This window comes from Margalitia sp. FSL K6-0131, assembly GCF_038008735.1.
Classification (GTDB): Bacteria; Bacillota; Bacilli; order Bacillales; family Bacillaceae_C; genus Margalitia; species Margalitia shackletonii.
In genome coordinates, this window is the sequence record NZ_JBBOZS010000001.1 from 4496889 (window position 1) to 4514603 (window position 17715).

General features: G+C 45.4%; 21 protein-coding genes and 1 pseudogene. 1 reads left to right on the plus strand and 21 read right to left on the minus strand.

Translation table 11 applies throughout. The features are described 5' to 3' along the window. Window positions 1-8: 8 nt before the first annotated feature. The 11 genes from NSQ59_RS22010 to NSQ59_RS22060 all read right to left on the minus strand — a co-directional run bounded on the left by NSQ59_RS22010 (window position 9) and on the right by NSQ59_RS22060 (window position 8591). Window positions 9-2537 carry a phage tail protein gene (locus NSQ59_RS22010; protein ID WP_340832768.1) on the minus strand — a complete coding sequence of 843 codons (2529 nt, stop codon included), beginning with the start codon at window positions 2535-2537 and terminating at the stop codon, window positions 9-11. 202 nt (window positions 2538-2739) lie between these two features. Continuing rightward, a complete protein-coding gene (locus NSQ59_RS22015) occupies window positions 2740-3126 on the minus strand; it encodes a hypothetical protein (protein WP_340832769.1) in 387 nt (128 codons plus the stop codon). A gap of 23 nt (window positions 3127-3149) precedes the next feature. After that, the gene (locus NSQ59_RS22020; protein ID WP_340832770.1) at window positions 3150-3752 is read right to left on the minus strand and encodes a major tail protein; all 603 of its coding nucleotides are present in this window, start codon (window positions 3750-3752) and stop codon (window positions 3150-3152) included. Between the two features lie 3 nt (window positions 3753-3755). Next, complete coding sequence (locus NSQ59_RS22025; protein ID WP_340832771.1) at window positions 3756-4100, minus strand: hypothetical protein; 345 nt, start codon at window positions 4098-4100, stop codon at window positions 3756-3758. Continuing rightward, window positions 4097-4528 (minus strand): HK97 gp10 family phage protein, encoded by a 432-nt coding sequence (locus tag NSQ59_RS22030; RefSeq protein ID WP_340832772.1) that lies wholly within the window; start codon window positions 4526-4528, stop codon window positions 4097-4099. The genes NSQ59_RS22025 and NSQ59_RS22030 overlap by 4 nt, the downstream gene beginning before the upstream one ends. A 5-nt stretch (window positions 4529-4533) precedes the next feature. Further along, window positions 4534-4869 carry a head-tail adaptor protein gene (locus NSQ59_RS22035; RefSeq protein ID WP_340832773.1) on the minus strand — a complete coding sequence of 112 codons (336 nt, stop codon included), beginning with the start codon at window positions 4867-4869 and terminating at the stop codon, window positions 4534-4536. A gap of 1 nt (window position 4870) precedes the next feature. Next, complete coding sequence (locus tag NSQ59_RS22040) at window positions 4871-5191, minus strand: head-tail connector protein (protein WP_340832774.1); 321 nt, start codon at window positions 5189-5191, stop codon at window positions 4871-4873. Window positions 5192-5217: 26 nt separating this feature from the next. Beyond that, on the minus strand, window positions 5218-5430 hold the full coding sequence (locus NSQ59_RS22045; protein WP_340832775.1) for a head fiber protein: 213 nt from the start codon (window positions 5428-5430) through the stop codon (window positions 5218-5220). 13 nt (window positions 5431-5443) lie between these two features. After that, window positions 5444-6637, minus strand: a complete 1194-nt coding sequence (locus NSQ59_RS22050) for a phage major capsid protein (protein WP_340832776.1) — start codon at window positions 6635-6637, stop codon at window positions 5444-5446. Window positions 6638-6656: 19 nt separating this feature from the next. Next, window positions 6657-7346 carry a head maturation protease, ClpP-related gene (locus NSQ59_RS22055; RefSeq protein WP_340832777.1) on the minus strand — a complete coding sequence of 230 codons (690 nt, stop codon included), beginning with the start codon at window positions 7344-7346 and terminating at the stop codon, window positions 6657-6659. Further along, window positions 7347-8591, minus strand: coding sequence for a phage portal protein (locus NSQ59_RS22060; RefSeq protein ID WP_340832778.1), 1245 nt, complete (start codon window positions 8589-8591; stop codon window positions 7347-7349). Window positions 8592-8705: 114 nt separating this feature from the next. On the opposite strand from NSQ59_RS22060, the gene NSQ59_RS22065 reads away from it, so the two are divergent. After that, window positions 8706-9113: a hypothetical protein gene (locus NSQ59_RS22065; protein ID WP_340832779.1), complete on the plus strand. Its 408-nt coding sequence runs from the start codon at window positions 8706-8708 to the stop codon at window positions 9111-9113. On the opposite strand, the gene NSQ59_RS22070 is transcribed toward NSQ59_RS22065, so the two are convergent. From NSQ59_RS22070 to NSQ59_RS22115, 10 genes and pseudogenes are all read right to left on the minus strand, one after another. Further along, the gene (locus NSQ59_RS22070) at window positions 9103-10707 is read right to left on the minus strand and encodes a terminase large subunit (protein WP_340832780.1); all 1605 of its coding nucleotides are present in this window, start codon (window positions 10705-10707) and stop codon (window positions 9103-9105) included. The genes NSQ59_RS22065 and NSQ59_RS22070 overlap by 11 nt on opposite strands. 88 nt (window positions 10708-10795) lie before the next feature. Further along, entirely contained in the window at window positions 10796-10984 is a 189-nt protein-coding gene (locus tag NSQ59_RS22075; protein WP_028988119.1) for a DUF5049 domain-containing protein, read from the minus strand. Window positions 10985-11062: 78 nt separating this feature from the next. Further along, window positions 11063-11290 (minus strand): DUF4314 domain-containing protein, encoded by a 228-nt coding sequence (locus NSQ59_RS22080; protein ID WP_028988120.1) that lies wholly within the window; start codon window positions 11288-11290, stop codon window positions 11063-11065. Further along, window positions 11287-11979, minus strand: coding sequence for a virulence protein (locus NSQ59_RS22085; protein WP_340832781.1), 693 nt, complete (start codon window positions 11977-11979; stop codon window positions 11287-11289). The genes NSQ59_RS22080 and NSQ59_RS22085 overlap by 4 nt, the downstream gene beginning before the upstream one ends. Before the next feature lie 100 nt (window positions 11980-12079). Further along, window positions 12080-13489 (minus strand): DNA cytosine methyltransferase, encoded by a 1410-nt coding sequence (locus NSQ59_RS22090; RefSeq protein WP_340833188.1) that lies wholly within the window; start codon window positions 13487-13489, stop codon window positions 12080-12082. 345 nt (window positions 13490-13834) lie between these two features. Continuing rightward, window positions 13835-14245: pseudogene (locus tag NSQ59_RS22095) on the minus strand (DNA cytosine methyltransferase); the annotation flags it as partial. Further along, window positions 14232-15473, minus strand: a complete 1242-nt coding sequence (locus tag NSQ59_RS22100) for a site-specific DNA-methyltransferase (RefSeq protein WP_340832782.1) — start codon at window positions 15471-15473, stop codon at window positions 14232-14234. The gene NSQ59_RS22100 and the pseudogene NSQ59_RS22095, both read right to left, overlap by 14 nt. Then, the gene (gene metK, locus NSQ59_RS22105; RefSeq protein ID WP_340832783.1) at window positions 15454-16629 is read right to left on the minus strand and encodes a methionine adenosyltransferase; all 1176 of its coding nucleotides are present in this window, start codon (window positions 16627-16629) and stop codon (window positions 15454-15456) included. The genes NSQ59_RS22100 and metK overlap by 20 nt, the downstream gene beginning before the upstream one ends. A gap of 20 nt (window positions 16630-16649) precedes the next feature. Beyond that, window positions 16650-17201, minus strand: coding sequence for a P27 family phage terminase small subunit (locus tag NSQ59_RS22110; protein ID WP_001029957.1), 552 nt, complete (start codon window positions 17199-17201; stop codon window positions 16650-16652). Between the two features lie 112 nt (window positions 17202-17313). Next, the gene (locus tag NSQ59_RS22115; RefSeq protein ID WP_340832784.1) at window positions 17314-17673 is read right to left on the minus strand and encodes an HNH endonuclease; all 360 of its coding nucleotides are present in this window, start codon (window positions 17671-17673) and stop codon (window positions 17314-17316) included. Window positions 17674-17715 lie beyond the last annotated feature (42 nt).

Sequence of the window (17715 nt, forward strand, 5' to 3'; positions counted from 1 at the left end):
TCCCTCCTTTAAAATTCAAGTGCCAGCTTACGCGACAAGTTTCTGAACTCCCGCGCCAGTTCCTTTTCGGACAGGGCTTTTGGCGTTACTACCGAGATGTTCTGTGTAATACTCGTGCCGACAGCATAGTTGCCCCTCTGACCGGATATGTCGCTGGAATTCATATCAAATCGGGTAGGAATGGCATTTTGCATATCCCTTGAAACCGTAGCCATCGCATCCTCGAAGCCCACACCGATACCTTCACCCATATTGCGACCAATCCCGGCGAAAAGGGTTGACGGGGAATGAATGCCGAAGAAGTCTTTGATTCGCGACACCACGTTTCCAAAAAAGCCGGAGATTTTGTTCCACAACCATGCACCCGCATCCGAAATACCCTGCCACAGCCCTTTGATCAGGTTTCCGCCTACCTGGGCCATTTGGCTTGTATACCCTGTAAAAGCTTTGACCACCCCCGCCATGATCTGCGGCACCGCCTTAACCACCTCAACGATAATTGTTGGCAGGTTTGCAATCAGCGCGACAAAAAGTTGAACGCCCGCGAGAATGATTTTATCGATGTTGCCGACAATTGCATTTACCAGCGAGGTTACGATTTTGGGAATCGCAGTAACTACAGTGGTTATAATCTGTGGGAGTGCCTGAATCAGCGAAACCAGAAGCCGGATGCCCGCATCAATAATCATGGGAATCGACCCAATAACCGCACCTATAATGCTATCGATGATTTTCGGGATCGCTTCCACTATCGCAATGATGATGGTGGGCAGTGCCGTCACCAGTGAAGTCAGTAATTTGATGCCTGCATCGATAATCTGAGGGATGGAATTAATCAGAAAATCCACCAGCGCAAATATGATGGCAGGAAGAGCCGAAATAAGCTGAGGTATCGCCTCCACTAGTCCTTGTGCCAATCCAATAATCAACTGCAAGGCCGCATCCAGAATCAGGGGTAGATTTTCAATTAATCCCTGGACAATTTGCATCACAGCGGACACGGCAGCAGGTATCAATTGCGGTAGGGCTTCTGCTATACCACTGACGATTGTGCCAATCATCTGCATTGCGGCTGTGGTAAGCGCAGGCAAAGCAGTAATAAGACCATTCACCAGCGTCATCAAAAGGAGTACGGCAGCTTCGGTGATCTGCGGAAGTGCGGCAGTCAAACCCTGCACCAGGGAAATGATAATCTGAGAAGCCATATCAACCACTATTGGAAGCTGATCCGAGATAAACTTTACGGCCTCCTGCAATATGCCGCCGAAAGCATCAATCAGTCCACGCACACCGTCCTTCTCAAAGGCTTCGGAAAGTTCGCCAACCCAGCCATTCACCATCGGGAGCACCGTACCAGAGAGCATACTAGTCAGTCCTTCGGCAAGCTGGCCTTTCAGGGATGCCACGTTATCCTTCAAAGTTGACATCTGCCCAGCGAAGGTCTTTGACTGCGTTTCCATCGCCCCATAGAACCGCCCGCCCTCTGCAGTAGCGGAAGCAAAGGCATCGGCAACCATATCCGCGGAAATAGCCCCCTTGGACATCTCATCTTTGAGTTCACCGATGGATTTTCCCGTCTTTCGAGAAATTTCCTCCAGCGGATTAAATCCTGCGTTAATCATCTGCATAAGGTCTTGCCCCGTCAGCTTGCCTGTGGAGGACATCTGTGCAAAGGCGAGCGTCAGACTTTTAAATTTTTCTGCATCACCTTGAGAAATGTCGCCTAGTTCTTTCAAGTGTTTTTGGGCATCCTCCACAGACATACCGAAACTCATCAAAACTTGCATCGACTGCGCCAAATCTTGCATGCCGAACGGTGTGGAGGCAGCTTCCTTTTTCAGATCGTTGACAAGCCTCTGCGCTTTCGCCTGATCGCCCAGCATAGTAGTAAAGGAAGCGGTGTAGCTTTCCATTTGGGAGTTATACTCAACACCTTCCTTCATCGCTCCGACAAAGGCTTTACCGATTCCGGCGATGGCACTGCCCAGTGCTTTAATGCCGCCGATAATCGCTTCGGATATGAGGTTGGCTTTCAGCATATCGCCAAATACGGATGTCTTTTTACCCGCATCGTCCATCTCACCGCCGAGATTGTCCACGTTGTCGGCAAGGTTATCAGCGGCTTCGGAGGCATCTTCCATATTCTGCGCACTATCATCTGTGCTGTCTGCATGGTCGCGCAGGGTTTTGTTGTTTTCCTCAAGTTCCTTTTCCATGCCGTTTAATTCCGCTTGCGCTTTATTAAGTTGTATTTGCCAGTTCTGTGTGCGCCGGTCGTTCTCACCAAAAGAGGAGGAGGCGTTATCCAGCGCAGCCTTAAGGGTAGAAATCTTTTCTTTCTGTGCGTCGATTTCCTTATTCAAAACCGCGTTACGGGCAGTAACCGCCTGTACGGATTTATCATTTTTATCAAACTGACTGGTCACAAGGGTCATTTCGCTACCTAGAACCTTGAAAGCCTGATTGATGTCCGAGAGAGCCTTTTTAAACTCCTTCTCTCCCTCAATACCGATTTTTAACCCAAAATTGTCCGCCATGCCATCACCTCCTCCTAAATGCCGGGCGGTATAATATCGTCAATCGTTCGATTTTCCCTGGGCTTTTCAATGCCAATAAATTGCTTATGGCAGGCCCAGAGGTCAAGAAACAGACCGATGGGCATAAGCCAGAATCCTTCCGCACTCATACCCATCTGAACTGTTCCATAATAAAGAAGCCGGGTAAAGACTTCCTCATCCGTTACCCGACTTCCACGTTTTTTGGAGTTTCATCCTCACTTTCCACATTGCGCTTTGTACCTTTGAACATTGCTTCGGTGATTGCATTTTTATATGCCGCCAAGTCTAGCGGCGAAGTGAGAAGTTCCACCTCGTCCTCTGTAAGCAAATCCTCAGGTTTATCCTTATTTTTGAGGTTACGAATAAGGATGGACTGGTTGGCTAAAAGCGTTAAAAGCCACACGATTTCATCCAGAGCCATTTCAAAGTTCTCGGTTTTCATCAGTTTTTCCCCTAGGTTTTCAAGGCCTCCATAACGGCTGGCAATCATTTTTGTTGCACGAGTGGTTAGAATCAGTTCATACTCTTTGCCGGCTATATTAATAACGGCGCTTCTATCGATATTCATTTAAACACTTCTCCTTTCAGTCTTTATTCGCCGCTGGGCGGTATCACAGCATAAACTGGTTCGTACACCTTTCCAAACCAGCCGGTAATCGTCTCAGTAGACACACCTGCACTGCCATCAGTTACTTCTGCTTTCCAAGGGTGTTTACCAAGGCCATCTAGTTTGTTTCTTCGCATAACCGTACCTTCGATGGTCGGGGTTTGGAATGTGATGCTATCTCCCTTGGTCTGCAGATTCGTTGCAGGGATGCCGAATTTAACTTTATACAACCAAAAATAGCGGTACTTGCCATCAGGCTTTAAGGCCCGAAAGCCAACCGCCACTGCCGCACCAGCATTTTCACTTGCCGAAATTAGCACCCCGTTGTCATCCGTAACCGCTCCCGTAAGATCCCGTGCGGCGGTTACGCCGATATCGTCCACGCCCAAAGAGAGCTTGCCGGATTTAAAGTCCTTGATTACCTCCGCCGCACCATCGTCAGCATAGAGAACCGCCTCAGCTAATTCGATGGAAAGCTCTGCCGAAATTGCTTTGGCAAGTGGGATTGGAATACCATAGGTTTCCTCACCATCTTCAGCTTCGGTGATTTTGGCATAGTACAGCCTGTCAAGACCTATCGTTGCCATATTTCATTCCTCCTTAACTGTGTATTCTTTGGCCACATCTATTACGTAATGGTGATAGCCGGTATCGTCCTCGTGGCCAATATACCGGCGCTCGGTGATGGTGAAGTCTGCTGCCAATAACACCTTAACCACCTGATTTTTGCGAGCAATGTAATTCCCTTTAATAAACAAAGACAACCGCGCCTCCTGAATCTCATGATGAGGACGGTTGTCTGCAAAAACTTCGAAAGTATCCGTTAGCGGGGTAATAACCAGATATTCGTTGGGTGGCACCCCGCTGAACACCCCGGTTTCAATTGGGAGTCCCAGTGTTCCCAAGATTTGATTTAAGTCTGAAAGTAAGTTCATATCTGACTTACCTCCTGTTCCAGCTTTGCTGTCATCGCTTCGATACACGGTTTTCTGCTGGTGGATTTTGCGGGTTTTAGGAATGGTTTAGCAGGCTGACCGTGCTTGCCGTATTCGATGATGTTGGCGATTTTGGCATTGCTCCCGCCATCCGAGCGCAGCTCTGCAAAGCCCACTTTTACATTATAGTTGCCATTTCTATCTTGCTTAGCAGACGTGACGCCAAGGGAAGAAAGCAGTTCTCCCGTAGATTTGGAAGGGTACTTTGTGTTTTTACCAATCACCATGCGTAGATTTCCTTTGACTTTATTAAGCACCACTGCACCTCCGACTTCTAACACCTTGGGGATGATCACGTCGGTCTGATCAGCCAGCCGAGATACCTTTAATAGAAAGTCCTCTGGCATCTTTACATCGATTTTTGCCATATCCATCACCTCACAGTAGGTTCCAGTTTTTCCGCTAAAACCTCAACATACATTCCACGACTTCTTACATCCTCTACACTTAAAATCTGGTATCTGCCATCATCACAGACGATGGCCATTTCGGTTGTAACCTTAAGTCCAGAGATTTTTCTAAACCTAAACAGTGAAGATGCAGAGGAAAATGATGCCATATTCGTCCATCGCTCACTGCCGTGCCGGTCTTCCTTGTAGGCACGTATACTAGCGAGTATGTTGTCACCTGTAATGGCGAAGCCTTCCTCGTCCTTGATGGGCACTGTGCTGATGATATCGATGAAAGTGTTCATTTTCCCAAAGCTCATATCAAACACCCCACTCTCGGTCAAGCCTCAGAAGTAAGTTCACCGTGTTCCATACTTGTTGCCCTGCCTGTACGCTATCTGCGAAAAAGCCCGCCGTCGAGCCATCCCTGCTTTCATAGAAATGGCTCGACAACATAATCACAGCTTGTTCTGTCGTAGGCGGCATGACATGGGTTTCATAATAGTTTTCAGGAACGTGCTGATAGCTCTGTGCATATGAGACTGTAGCGGTGATGAATCCAATAAGAAGAGTATCATCCTGGTCATGGGTTAGGATTAAGTTCGCCTTGACTTTCGGTAAAAGATTATCTGCTACTGCCATACCACCAACCTCCTTTACATTCCACCTTAGTCGGCCACCATAAGCCCCGCCGCTTTCAGTTTAGCGAGCAGGGCATTAAAGTCTGTGACCAGACCGGCTACATCGGCAGCAGTACTGTTTCTCTGGTTTTCGGCAGCCGGAAGCCCCATTACTGAAGCTTCCGGTAAGATTTCCAGTGTGCCGCCGATGACCCACTTTTCACCGCCCTGTTCCATGTAGTTCTTCGTGTTATAACTCATAAAAGCACCTCCGTTAAGCTTTCTGCTGGAGTACCTTTACGGCCTCTGGCAGAATCAATTTTCCGTCAACACGCTGGGTAGCAATGAAACCTACCTGACCTGTAGCAGCAAAGAGTTCATTTAAACGCTTGAATACTCTTCCCTGACGGTCAGCTACCCAGTAATAGCTAAAGTCACCGAATACCACGGTCTTTGCCCCTGCCGCAATGGCTGGGACATATGCCGAGGTGTACAGCGGACGGTTAAGTATAGTATCAGGTGTTCCCGCCTGGATAGATGGCTGCCAGAGGTACTGCCCATTACCGTCTTTCAATTTACGGATAGCCTTAATAGTGGAGTCATTCATTACAAATACTGCCTTATTGCGGTATGGTGCTTTCAAGCTGTAGAACAAATCTAATACTTCATCCAGTGTGATAGCGGTAGCGCTTGCTGTAGTAATACCGACTTGTCCGCCACCTGTAGCATTTAGGATTCCTGTCGGTTTTCCTGTGCCGTCACCTACGAAGAAGGCTTCCTCTTCCTTGTTGCCGATACGACGTGCAAATTCCTTAGTGATGTAATTTTCAAGATTGAACACTGAATCGTTTAGCAGTTCCTCGGAAACTTTAATCATCGTTGCCAGTTTATAGGCACCAATGGATACCTGTCCGAAACTGTCATCACTCTCAGGAATAACCCCTTCTTCATCTACCCAGCTTGCCGTTCCTTTGCTTGCAACAACGGGGATTTTGCGATCGCCGGAAGAGGTTGTGATAACATTGGCGAGTCTTCGGAAGATATTCTCTTCTTCCAACGCTTCCACAAGGGTTCTCTCAAATTCATCCGGTACAAGGTATCCGCCCTCGGAGTCGGTACCAATTTGCAGAGCATTTCTGACTTCATAGCCACCCTTGTCACGCATAGCGTTCCAGAAAGCCTTTCTATATTCAGCGCTCGCACGACCTGTTTTTTCCTCTCCGGTTCTTGTAGGTTCGTTAGTAATAGGATTACTGGTTGCTTTCGACAATTCCATATCAATGGTTGTCTGACGTTCCAAGCGCTCGATTTCTTTACCAAGTGCCACCACATCGGCTTCCATCTTGTCGTAGGTAGCGGTGTCCTCAGCGGATAAAAGCCCGTCTCCGCCACGTTTTGAATCAAGAAATGCCTTTGCTGCGTCCCATGCTTTCGCGCGTTTCTCGCGCAATTCAAGAATTTTACTCATTGTTTTTTCCTCCTTTAAATTAGTGCAAAATTAAAGAAAGCCGCTTATCCAGCGACTCGATTGGGGTACCCGTTTTCGATTTTGCTTGCTTTGGCAATTTGCTAATAAGTGAGTTAGTAACCGCCATCCTGCTAAAGATAAGACTATCCGTCAAATCCGGTGTTTCACTTTCCATGAACATGATCTTGTCTGCAAAACCTAGTTCAATGGCTTTATTTGCATTCATCCATGATTCTGCGTCCATCAGATGGGAGAGTTTTGTGCGGGAAAGACCCGTCTTTAACTCATAGGCATTAATAATACTTTCCTTGACCTCATCCAATAGAGCCTTTGCTCGCAGCATTTCCTCACTGTCACCGATAGCAACGGTCGACGGATTATGGATCATAAGCATGGAAACCGGGGACATATATACATCTCCACCAGCCATTGCAATAACGGATGCAGCACTTGCGGCAAGCCCATCAATTTTTACAGTGATTTTTCCGGTATACTCCATTAGCATGTTGTAAATCTGTGCTGCTACAAATACATCACCACCGGGGGAGTTAATCCAAACTGTGATATCTCCAGCACCTGCCAACAATTCATCTTTGAACATCTTAGGTGTGACCTCATCACCCCACCAAGTTTCCTCGGATATTACTCCGTTTAGATAGAGAGTGCGCTCTTCATCAGAATCTCGCACCCAGTTCCAAAACTTCCTCATTTACTGACCTCCTTTGGTTTTGGCAAACGCTCCTGCGTCAGCCAGTTTTGTCATATTTCCGTTAACTAGATATAAATCGCCGCCTTCCTCGGCTGGAATACGATTCATGTCCTCCAGTTCACGGATATCGTTGGCTGACATCCAGCCGTTTTGCCGACCGACAGCATAGCCATTCATACGGCTTTGGTAGTCACCGCGGAGCAGCCCATCCAAATTGAACTTGATAAACAGTGCTGTTTTCTCAGAAGGTAAAATAAGGGATTGCTGAAGACTTTGTTCCCATCGCACCACCCACGGATCAAGGGTGTATTTTACAAACTCCAAAGACTGTTGCTCGATATTGGAGAAACTGGATTTCTCTAAATCTCCCACCATATGGGGTGGCACACGGAAAATCCTCGCAATCTCATTGATTTGGAATTTACGTGTTTCTAAAAATTGCGCCTGTTCCGGCGGGATACCGATGGCTTGAAACTTCATGCCCTCTTCCAGTACGGCGATTTTATGAGCATTGCCTGTGCCTTGGTAGGCGCTGTTCCAGCTATCCTTAACCCTCTGAATGTCCTTGATTACACCTGGATGTTCCAGCACACCTCCAGGATTAGCACCATTGGCAAAGAATGCCGCACCGTACTCTTCAGTAGCAAGTGACATACCGATTGCATTTTTTGCCATAGCGATAGGGCTATAGCCAATGAGTCCATCAAAACCTAAGCCTGGTATGTGAAGAACTTCATCTTTACGGAGTGTGACATAGCCACCTTTTGGGTTTAGACCACTTTCATCAGTATCACGATAGTAGGTATAAACCAGCTCGCCGTTTGATGCTCGACTGACTTCCATCTTGTTGGGGAGTAGGGGATAAAGTGCAACTGCCTGACCTCGTCCGTTTCGAACCACCTGTGCATAGGCATTACCCCAAAGTAAAAGATGACTCATCAGTGTTTCTCGAAACACGAATGAAGTCATCTCTGGGTTTGGTTCGTCATGAAGAAGATAATACAACGGGTGGAAAGGAATCTTTTCTTTACCTCCATCAGGACGATATCTATATACATGTAGTGGCAGTCCCGCTATTGCTTCAGCTAGTATTCTTACGCAGGCATACACTGCCGTTGCCTGCATAGCAGTACGCTCATTTACCATTTTGCCAGATGTCGTTCCACCAAACAGGAATGAAAATGCACCGCCCACACGGTTTTGTGGTTTGTCTCTTGACCGAAACAGTCCTTTTATTAGATTCATAGGCGTCACCTCCGAATAAAAAATTAGGCATTGACCTCAAGGACGTAAAATGTTATCCTTATAAATATAAGGACGCATTATTACGTCCTAATACTTATAAAGGAGAATACTTTTATGAACTTTGATGACTTTGTTAAGACACACCCTACTTGCTCGGTGGTAAAAGACAGTCAAGCAGCTCGCGAAATCTACGATACAATCATCTGGGATGAGCAAAATCGGATAAAAATGGCCGATTTATCTGCTTCAGATATTCCAGCTCTTGTAGCTATCGCTTCACAGATTGTAGATTTCTGCACATCGCAACCCGAATGCGATATTGATATCACAAACGATACCGTTAAGCAGGTAATTGGGAGAATGATATCAGTGGCACTTTCCCCATTGGGACTCGAACCCGCAAAAAAGAAGCGCCTCCCACAATCAACTGATCAAGACATCTTTAAAAATGCGACATCGTATGCCTCAACAGGGAGACCAATAGAGAGGATTGAAAAACACATTGTTCCCATCACAAGATAAATAGACCTCTCTCGTCATATACCGAATCTCCACTATTACCTGAGCCGCAACGGATGGCACGGTCAAGTGCCATGATAGTCGCTACCGCACCATCTATTTTTTCTGTACTTTTTTCCTTGTCTGGCTTCACGTTGCCTGCAGGATCAGTTTTTATAAAGATGTTGTCCATCATCCACCGAAGTACTGGATGTCCACCGTGTGCTATTCTTTCTTCTAATGTCAATTTCATCAGTTCTTTGGTTGGTGGTGACATATCCTTAAAGCCTTGACCGAATGGAACTACAGTAAAGCCTAACCCTTCAAGGTTCTGAACCATTTGAACAGCCCCCCAGCGGTCAAAAGCAATTTCTCGAATGTTATACTTTTCTCCCAATTCTTCAATAAACCGCTCAATGAAGCCGTAATGCACTACATTTCCTTCTGTGGTTAAAATATGCCCCTGCTTCTCCCAGAGGTCGTATTGCACATGGTCCCGTCGAACTCGGAGGTCAATGTTGTCCTCTGGCATCCAAAAATACGGGATAACGGTGTATTTATCTGTTTCATCCTCTGGGGGGAATACCAATACAAAGGCTGTAATGTCTGTTGTGGAAGATAAGTCCAGCCCACCGTAACATACCCGCCCTTCAAGACTTTCTGGTATAACCGGAAATGCACAGGCATCCCATTTTGCCATTGGCATCCAACGGACAGACTGTTTAACCCATTGATTCAAGCGCAATTGCCGGAAGCTATTTTCCTCAGCTGGGTTCTGCTTTGCACTTTCACAAGCAGCCCTTACCTTGTCAATCCCCACCGTAATTCCCAAGCTTGGATTTGCTTTCTTCCACACTTTTGGATCTGTCCAATCATCCTCTTCTTTGGCACCATAGATTACGGGATAAAAGGTAGGGTCGTATTTTCTGCCCTCAATAATATCAACCGCTTTTTGGTGTGTTTCGTAGCAGATACTCTGAGTATCCGTCCCCGCAGTGGTGATAAGAAAATACAGCGGTTGGGTCCTTGCATCCCCAGATCCTTTCGTCATAACATCAAATAGTTTCCGATTTGGCTGAGTATGAAGTTCATCAAAAACAACACCATGTATATTGAAGCCGTGTTTGGAGTAGGCTTCAGCCGACAATACCTGATAGAAGCTGTTGGTCGGCAGGTACACCAATCGCTTAGTTGAAGCAAGCAACTTTACTCGTTTATTCAGCGCTGGACACATCCGCACCATATCGGCTGCTACTTCAAATACAATTGATGCCTGCTGGCGGTCAGCGGCACAACCGTACACCTCTGCCCGTTCTTCACCATCACCGCAAGTGAGGAGAAGCGCAATTGCTGCGGCAAGCTCGCTTTTTCCCATCTTTTTAGGTATCTCTACATAAGCAGTGTTAAACTGCCGATATCCATCTGGCTTTAAAATTCCGAATAAATCACGGATTATTTGCTCCTGCCAATCGATAAGTTCAAAAGGCTTACCTGCCCATAAACCTTTCGTATGGGAGAGTGCTTCGATAAAAGCTACAGCGTAATCAGCAGCATCCTCATCGTAATATGAACCATCAGCTATAAAGGCGGTCGGCTTATATTTCTTCAGTTTCCGCATAAACACCGCCCCTTTATGAAAAAGGACAAAAGAAAAGAGCCTCAATCCTATAGATGAAGTCCTACTTCTTATCCTAGTTTAATTTTATTTACTTATTTTCATCCACTTCCCCCGTCAGTATGAAATGAGCATATTCCGTTTTATGGTCTATTATATAAACTACCAATTCATAAAACCCTCGTTCATTTGCTTCATACTGGACTCGGTTCACATCAAACATATTTGTGACTCCACTTTCTCGGATGGAAAGGATTTGTTCCTTGATTATTTCATTCATTAGTTGACTCCTTCGAAAACAATACTACAATATAAATCTACATATTTACTGCCACATTTGGCTTAAATTGTGTATGTTTTACTCTTCGATTTTCTTGCATAAATCCTCACCAAAGGCCACTCCAAGAGAGCCACCGGAATCCCAACTGACATGAATCGTTCCTATGTCGTCAACACTAGTAACCGTACCTTTAGATCCAGTTTGAAGTTTGGTATAAGGGTCGTTCATTTTAAGTAGCATGACACGAGTTCCTGGAGTGTAATAGCTTCTTAGTTGCTTTAACATTTCAGGGTGAATGATATTCATTGTTCACTCACCTCCTGATTGAACGTTCCGCTTTTGAAAGCGGAGCTACCTGAAAGCTTCGAGAGGAGAATCTTTCGTCCCATCTTATATTCTGGTCCGATAAAGCCGAGCCTTAGTAGGAAGCAACGGAAAGCGTACTTTTCATTCTCTACTGATTTCTCGGTGGAATTGACACGGGTCTGTTTTTTCGCCATTTCGCAAAGTGCCGTGACAAAATGGGTGTATGCCTTAACCTCCTCTGAGGCGCACTTACCTTGAAACCAAGGGAAGGTAACATATTCCTCATCTTCAATGATGGGAATGGAGTCCGTATCAAGTGCTTTCTTTATAAGAGTAGCTTTACTTTCTACTAATCCTTTTAGGTTCTCGATTGCCGTGTCGGTAAAATCCGCCCGTGGCATTTGAATTATCAGATTGATAGATTCTTCCCTTTCATTTACTTCTGCTTTCGGAAGTGGTGTGTCAAATTCTTCTGAAATTGCTTTGAAATCGTGAAATCTCAATAGATCATCGACCAGTTCCTTATTGTCTGGTCCACTTAGAACTCCGTTTTTGTTAACATTGTAGTCTGCCACCTCATATGCAAATGTAGGTGCTCCGAGATATTTTACAGGAGCATTTAGTTCTTGGCTGATTGCGTTAACCAGTGCTTTTCTTTTTGGTCCTGTAACATTATAGTTAATCTGCATTTTCATACCGCCTTTCTACTTTCGGTACGTACATATATCACTCTAAAAGCTGTTATTATCAAGTCATTTAGAGCATCTTTCTGTAGAAAATACGGTTCCATTAATCGGCGGTATTTTGTGTAGATAACACAATGCCAGTCAGCACAAAACAAACGCATGGAAGTGCTACACCATTACCCCACATTTTGTATTCAGCTGAATCAGAATGAGGATTGTTAAGCCATTTTATAATCTGATTTCTTGTTTTTGGCTTTTTACTTTTACCTATAATTTTGCGGTGGGTTTCCCAAACCTCCGTCCAGAATGAAATTTCATCTTCTGTAGGATTTTCCGTACCAAGGTCATCACACCAATCATCGGGGAAGCCTTGCAATCTTGCACATTCCGTTGGTGTAAGCCTTCGAACAATATAGTCCGGTTCAACCAATCCATTTTGATAGCCTGGATTGGTGCCATTGATAATCGTATTTGATGTACCGTCCTGTCTGTAGCATTGACTTTCAGCTTTCATCTGAGGATAAAATGATGCTGGTTGTGCCACTGCTCCAGGACCTTTTGCTGTAAGCGTAGGTTGCTGTTCTTCATCTATAGTCGGTTTATAAAGAGCGTTCTGTCCTTGATTAAAAGCCGCCCGATCAATACCGTAAGAAGGCTGAGTCACAACAGGAGCATCCTTATAATCTCTCGACAATAGAGTAGGTGCTTTATCTTCTTCAACCTGTGCATAGGCTCCGGTAGTCATGGCATAGGCAACAGCATGACGATCAGCGGTATTAAGCGTAAAAGAAACATCTTCATCTATACCGCTTCCTTGGGGACCGTTTTTATCCTCTCTTCCAATCATCGAGCCTTGCAGAGCAACTACTGCAATACCACCTTGATTACATCCCGGATTTCCCCCATTGGCATCAATGGTCCGAGAAGTATCAGCTTCATATATACCGCTATGCGGATTGCTAGACTGCATGGAATTGCTTTTATCAGAACAGATGCCATATGCGGTGGGCACAAAAACGGTCTGATCATTATTGCATCCAAGAGTTGCAGACTTGTCATCCTGTATCAATGCACCCTTGCCACCGCCTTCACAGCCGGAGCGGATTTTTAACGTTTTAGGAGTGTTCATAACAAGGGGTACATTTCCACCACCAGTTCCCATCCGAGAGGTTAGCGTCTGTACTTTATTATCCTCCGAGAGTTTCACACGGCTATCGGTTGGATGGTTTTCTATTACAACAGCTGTTTGATTATCTCCCATGTTTGCACGAAGTGATCCACTTAAGTTTTCGTCAGTATGGCCACCAACTCGAGAAGCAGCCCCCGGTTCAAAGGACATGACTGCACCTGGGACAACACCTGCTCTAAGTGTAGGGGAGCGTTCTTCCTCATATCCTACACTTCTGCTCTTGGCACTGTGTTCGGTGCAAAAACCGCTTGACTGCATTACACAAGGCTGATGTCCATGTTCCTCTGCACGAAGTGTTGCAGTAATATCCTTCGAAACAGACATCACTCTTCCACCTTGGTCATTTAGGCAAGTTATGCTATCGCCTGTTTTTCCAGTGCAGTTTTTAGCATTCTCGGCAGTTCTTTGCCACGGGCTGCCGCTCGGCGTAAAATTCCTTGGCATGCCTTCGGACTCAAATAGTATTTCTCCGGCACATCTGTCTGCAAAATCTGCGACAAGGTAGATTCTACGACGACGTTGGGGGACTCCGAAATATTGCGCATCGATAGTTCGGTAAGCCACACTCCATCTGTCTCCCATATAGATGTCTGCGTAAGGCCATCGTCTTTTTTCAGGAAAAGGCACCGAGGTGTTCGGTTCTTTGACACCGATGACCGTTTCGAGGACTGCCCTGAAGTCCTCTCCTTTATTTGACGAGAATGCGCCGGGGACATTTTCCCAGACTGCGTACCTTGGATATTGTCCATTGGTCTTACACCTCATTTCTTTAATAATTCGTATTGCTTCATAAAAAAGGACTGATTGCTCTCCGTCCAGACCGGCTCTTTTACCCGCCACACTCATATCCGTGCATGGAGAGCCAAAGGTTATGATATCTACAGGCGGAAGCTCCGCACCATTTAATTTGTTTATATCTCCATAATGCTTCATCTGAGGGATACGTTTAGTCGTAACCCTTATAGGAAACGGCTCAATTTCAGATGCCCATAAAGGTTCGATGCCACAAAGCAAACCACCCAGAGGAAAGCCACCACTACCATCAAAGAGGGAACCAAGTGTTAATTTACTCATCCTCATTCACCTCTGGCAGGTCACAATATCTGAATTTCGAACCATCTCTTAATAGAAATACACCATCAGAATTTCCCACTTGCTCAATATACCTTTTTACAATGACATCACAGTACTTTTCATCCAGTTCAATGGTGTAGCAGATTCTATTTGTCTGCTCACAGGCAATCAGTGTACTTCCTGAACCGCCGAAGGGATCAAGCACGATACAGTTACTAAGGCTCGAATTCATAATGGGGTATGCCACAAGTGCCACTGGTTTCATGGTTGGGTGGTCGCCGTTTTTCTTCGGTTTCTCAAACTCCCAGATGGTGGTCTGCTTACGGTCTGAATACCAGAGATGCTTGCCTTTCCTTTTCCATCCAAAGAGTACAGGTTCATGTTGCCACTGATAAGGAGAGCGACCGAGAACAAGGGACTGCTTTTTCCATATACAAGTACCAGAAAGATAAAATCCTGCATCGGAGAATGCTCTTCTAAAATTGAGTCCTTCCGTATCAGCATGGAATACATAAATAGAAGCGTCCTTTGCCATCGCTGCCTCGGTGTTTTGAAATGCCGCAAGCAGGAAATCATAGAACGCTTCATTCGCCATATTGTCATTTTTGATTTTTCCAGCAGTGCCTTCATAGTTGACGTTATATGGAGGGTCCGTAACTACCAGATTGGCAGCTTTCCCATCCATTAAGACATTAAAGGTGTCTTTCTTTGTACTGTCTCCGCAGACTAATCGATGTTGTCCAAGTATCCAAACATCCCCTAAATGCGAAACAGCGGGCTTTTTCAGCTCGCTGTCCACATCGAAATCATCTTCTTTTATATTATCCTTAAGGGAATCTTTGAAAAGATCCTCCAACTCCCCTGGGTCAAACCCTGTAAGAGAAACATCAAAATCAGAAGCATCTAGGTCTGTGATGAGAAGTGCCAGTTTATCTTTATCCCAATCGCCACTTATTTTATTTAGTGCAATATTCAGAGCCTTTTCCTTTTGCTCGTCCATTTCAACTACTACACATTCTATTTCATCCATGCCCATACTAAGCAGGACTTTCAAACGCTGATGACCTCCGATAACTTTGCCTGTGATCTTATTCCATATAACGGGTTCTACATATCCAAACTCCTCAAGAGAGCGTTTAAGCTTCTCATATTCTGGATCACCTGGTTTTAAATCCTTCCTTGGGTTATATTCAGCGGGGATGAGTTGTTTCGTTTTAATCTTCTCTATCAACATACTTTTCCACCGCCTTTCTAAATTCACTGTATTTATTTACATCCTCCCACGGGAACAGACAACTATTAAAGTGACCATAAGCCGCGGTGTCAGAGTAAATCACATTTCTAAGACGCAGCTTTTCAATGATGGCTGCAGGTCTTAAGTTGAAAGTCTCCTGAGCTGCAATAGTTAATATTTCATCAGAAACAGTTCCAGTTCCAAGGGTATTTACAGTAAAGGCTACCGGATTTGCCTTACCAATGGCATAGGAAATACTCACTTCACACTTCTTTGCATAACCACACCAAACAATATGCTTGGCAATATACCGAGCCATGTAAGCACCGCTTCGGTCAACTTTGGTTGGGTCTTTACCACAAAGAGCACCACCTCCATGAGATGCAAGCCCTCCATAGGTGTCGACCATGATTTTTCTTCCGGTCAAACCCGTATCGGCAGCGGGGCCACCAAGAACGAACTGACCAGATGGATTGACGAGAAGTTCTGTTTCATCATCAAAAGGGAAGTCCTCAAAACACTGCCATAAGACATTGTTAAGGATGTCTGCCTCAAGTTCTTCCTGTGTTTTATTCTTATCATGCTGTACCGAAATTACGATTGTCTTTATTCTCACTGGAGTGTCATCATCATATTCCACCGTCACCTGTGCTTTACCATCGGGAAGAATGCCTTTTATTAATTTTCCTTTGCGACAATCATCCAGTCTCTTTACGATTCTGTGAGACAATACAAGAGGGAGAGGAAGCATTTCTCTTGTTTCCTTTGTAGCAAAGCCATACATTGTTCCCTGGTCTCCAGCACCTATGGAACCGAACTGTTCGTTTATTCCATTTCGTGCTTCCAGTGCGGTATTCACACCAGCCGCAATATCTACACTTTGATTATGTACATACACATAAATCAAAAATTTTAGAGGATTGTATCCCACATCTTTCAGTACAGTTTTTACAATGTCTCTAATATTCACTTTCCCGCTGCAGGAGATCTCGCCCGCCACGATAATTTTTCCTTTAGTCGCCATAACCTCACAGGCCACTCTTGATGCCCTATCTTTACGTAGACAAGCTTCCAAAATGCTATCTGCTATGATGTCGCATAGTTTGTCAGGATGTCCAGCACATACACTTTCTGCTGTTAAATATTTCTCACTCATTACATCATATCTCCTCATCTTTATTTTCCTCTGCGGGCAGATAGCAGTCGCTCCATCACGTCGTCCTGTGGATTTAAACCAGAATACTCTGTAGCACAATTCTCTCGAACGATTTGATATATCTCCATCCATAGCCTGTTTGTCTGACTCATAAAGTTCTGACTCATCGCTACATAAGGACTTTGAATTGCATTGCCGGTAGTTGGGTGCTTGGCTAGAAAGCCAAACTCGGTTACTGCTTCCTCACACTGTATCCATCTGGCCGCACTCATGGCATATCGCTCTAGAAGCTGTGGAAGTACCAAATGGGCACAGCCACGTTCTTCAAGCCATTTCCATGTAATTTCATAGATTTCACTCGCTACTAGGGTTTTCCCATCTTTTTGCACTGCGGAGAGCATGGCCATTGGCTTTGGCATTTCCTGCCCCTTCAGGTCAGCGGTATTTTGGAACTCAACGACTTCAAGCTTTCTTTTACCGGGATTTCCCTCTGCAATTTTGTCAGCAAGTGGTTTTTTCTTTTGACCGGAGCCTATACGGGCGCCGCCACGATTTGTTCCATCTTTGGCCATTCACTCACCTCTTTTCGTCGATGGGCCTATTACCCTGTTTGAAACCGCGAATTTTCACGCGTTACCCCACGCCCGTTACACAAAAGAAAAGCTGTGGAGATTTGACTCCCCCCTACCGGGTTCCCCAACGGTCTCCATCTCTTGCCGTGATGGCAGAGTGGCAAGGAGTACAAATAGCCATCAGATTACTTCTATCGTGAGTCCCTCCTCTTGCAAGAGGAAGAATGTGATGGACTTCATTTGCTGGGGTCAGCTTTCCTTGTCGTTTACATTCCTCACAAAGAGGATGAGCTGCAATGTAGCGGTCACGTATCCTTTTCCAAGCACGACCATAACGCTTACGGGTTGCTGGGTCACGGTCATACTTCTCATACCGTGCAGCTTCTTTCTTCCCATGCTCTTCACAAAAGCGCTTGTCGGTTAGCTCTGGGCAACCAGGGTAAGAGCACGGTCGATTAGGTTTCTTTGGCATACTGCACCTCCTTTTGCCCATAGAAAAAGCCCTCGCAGGAGT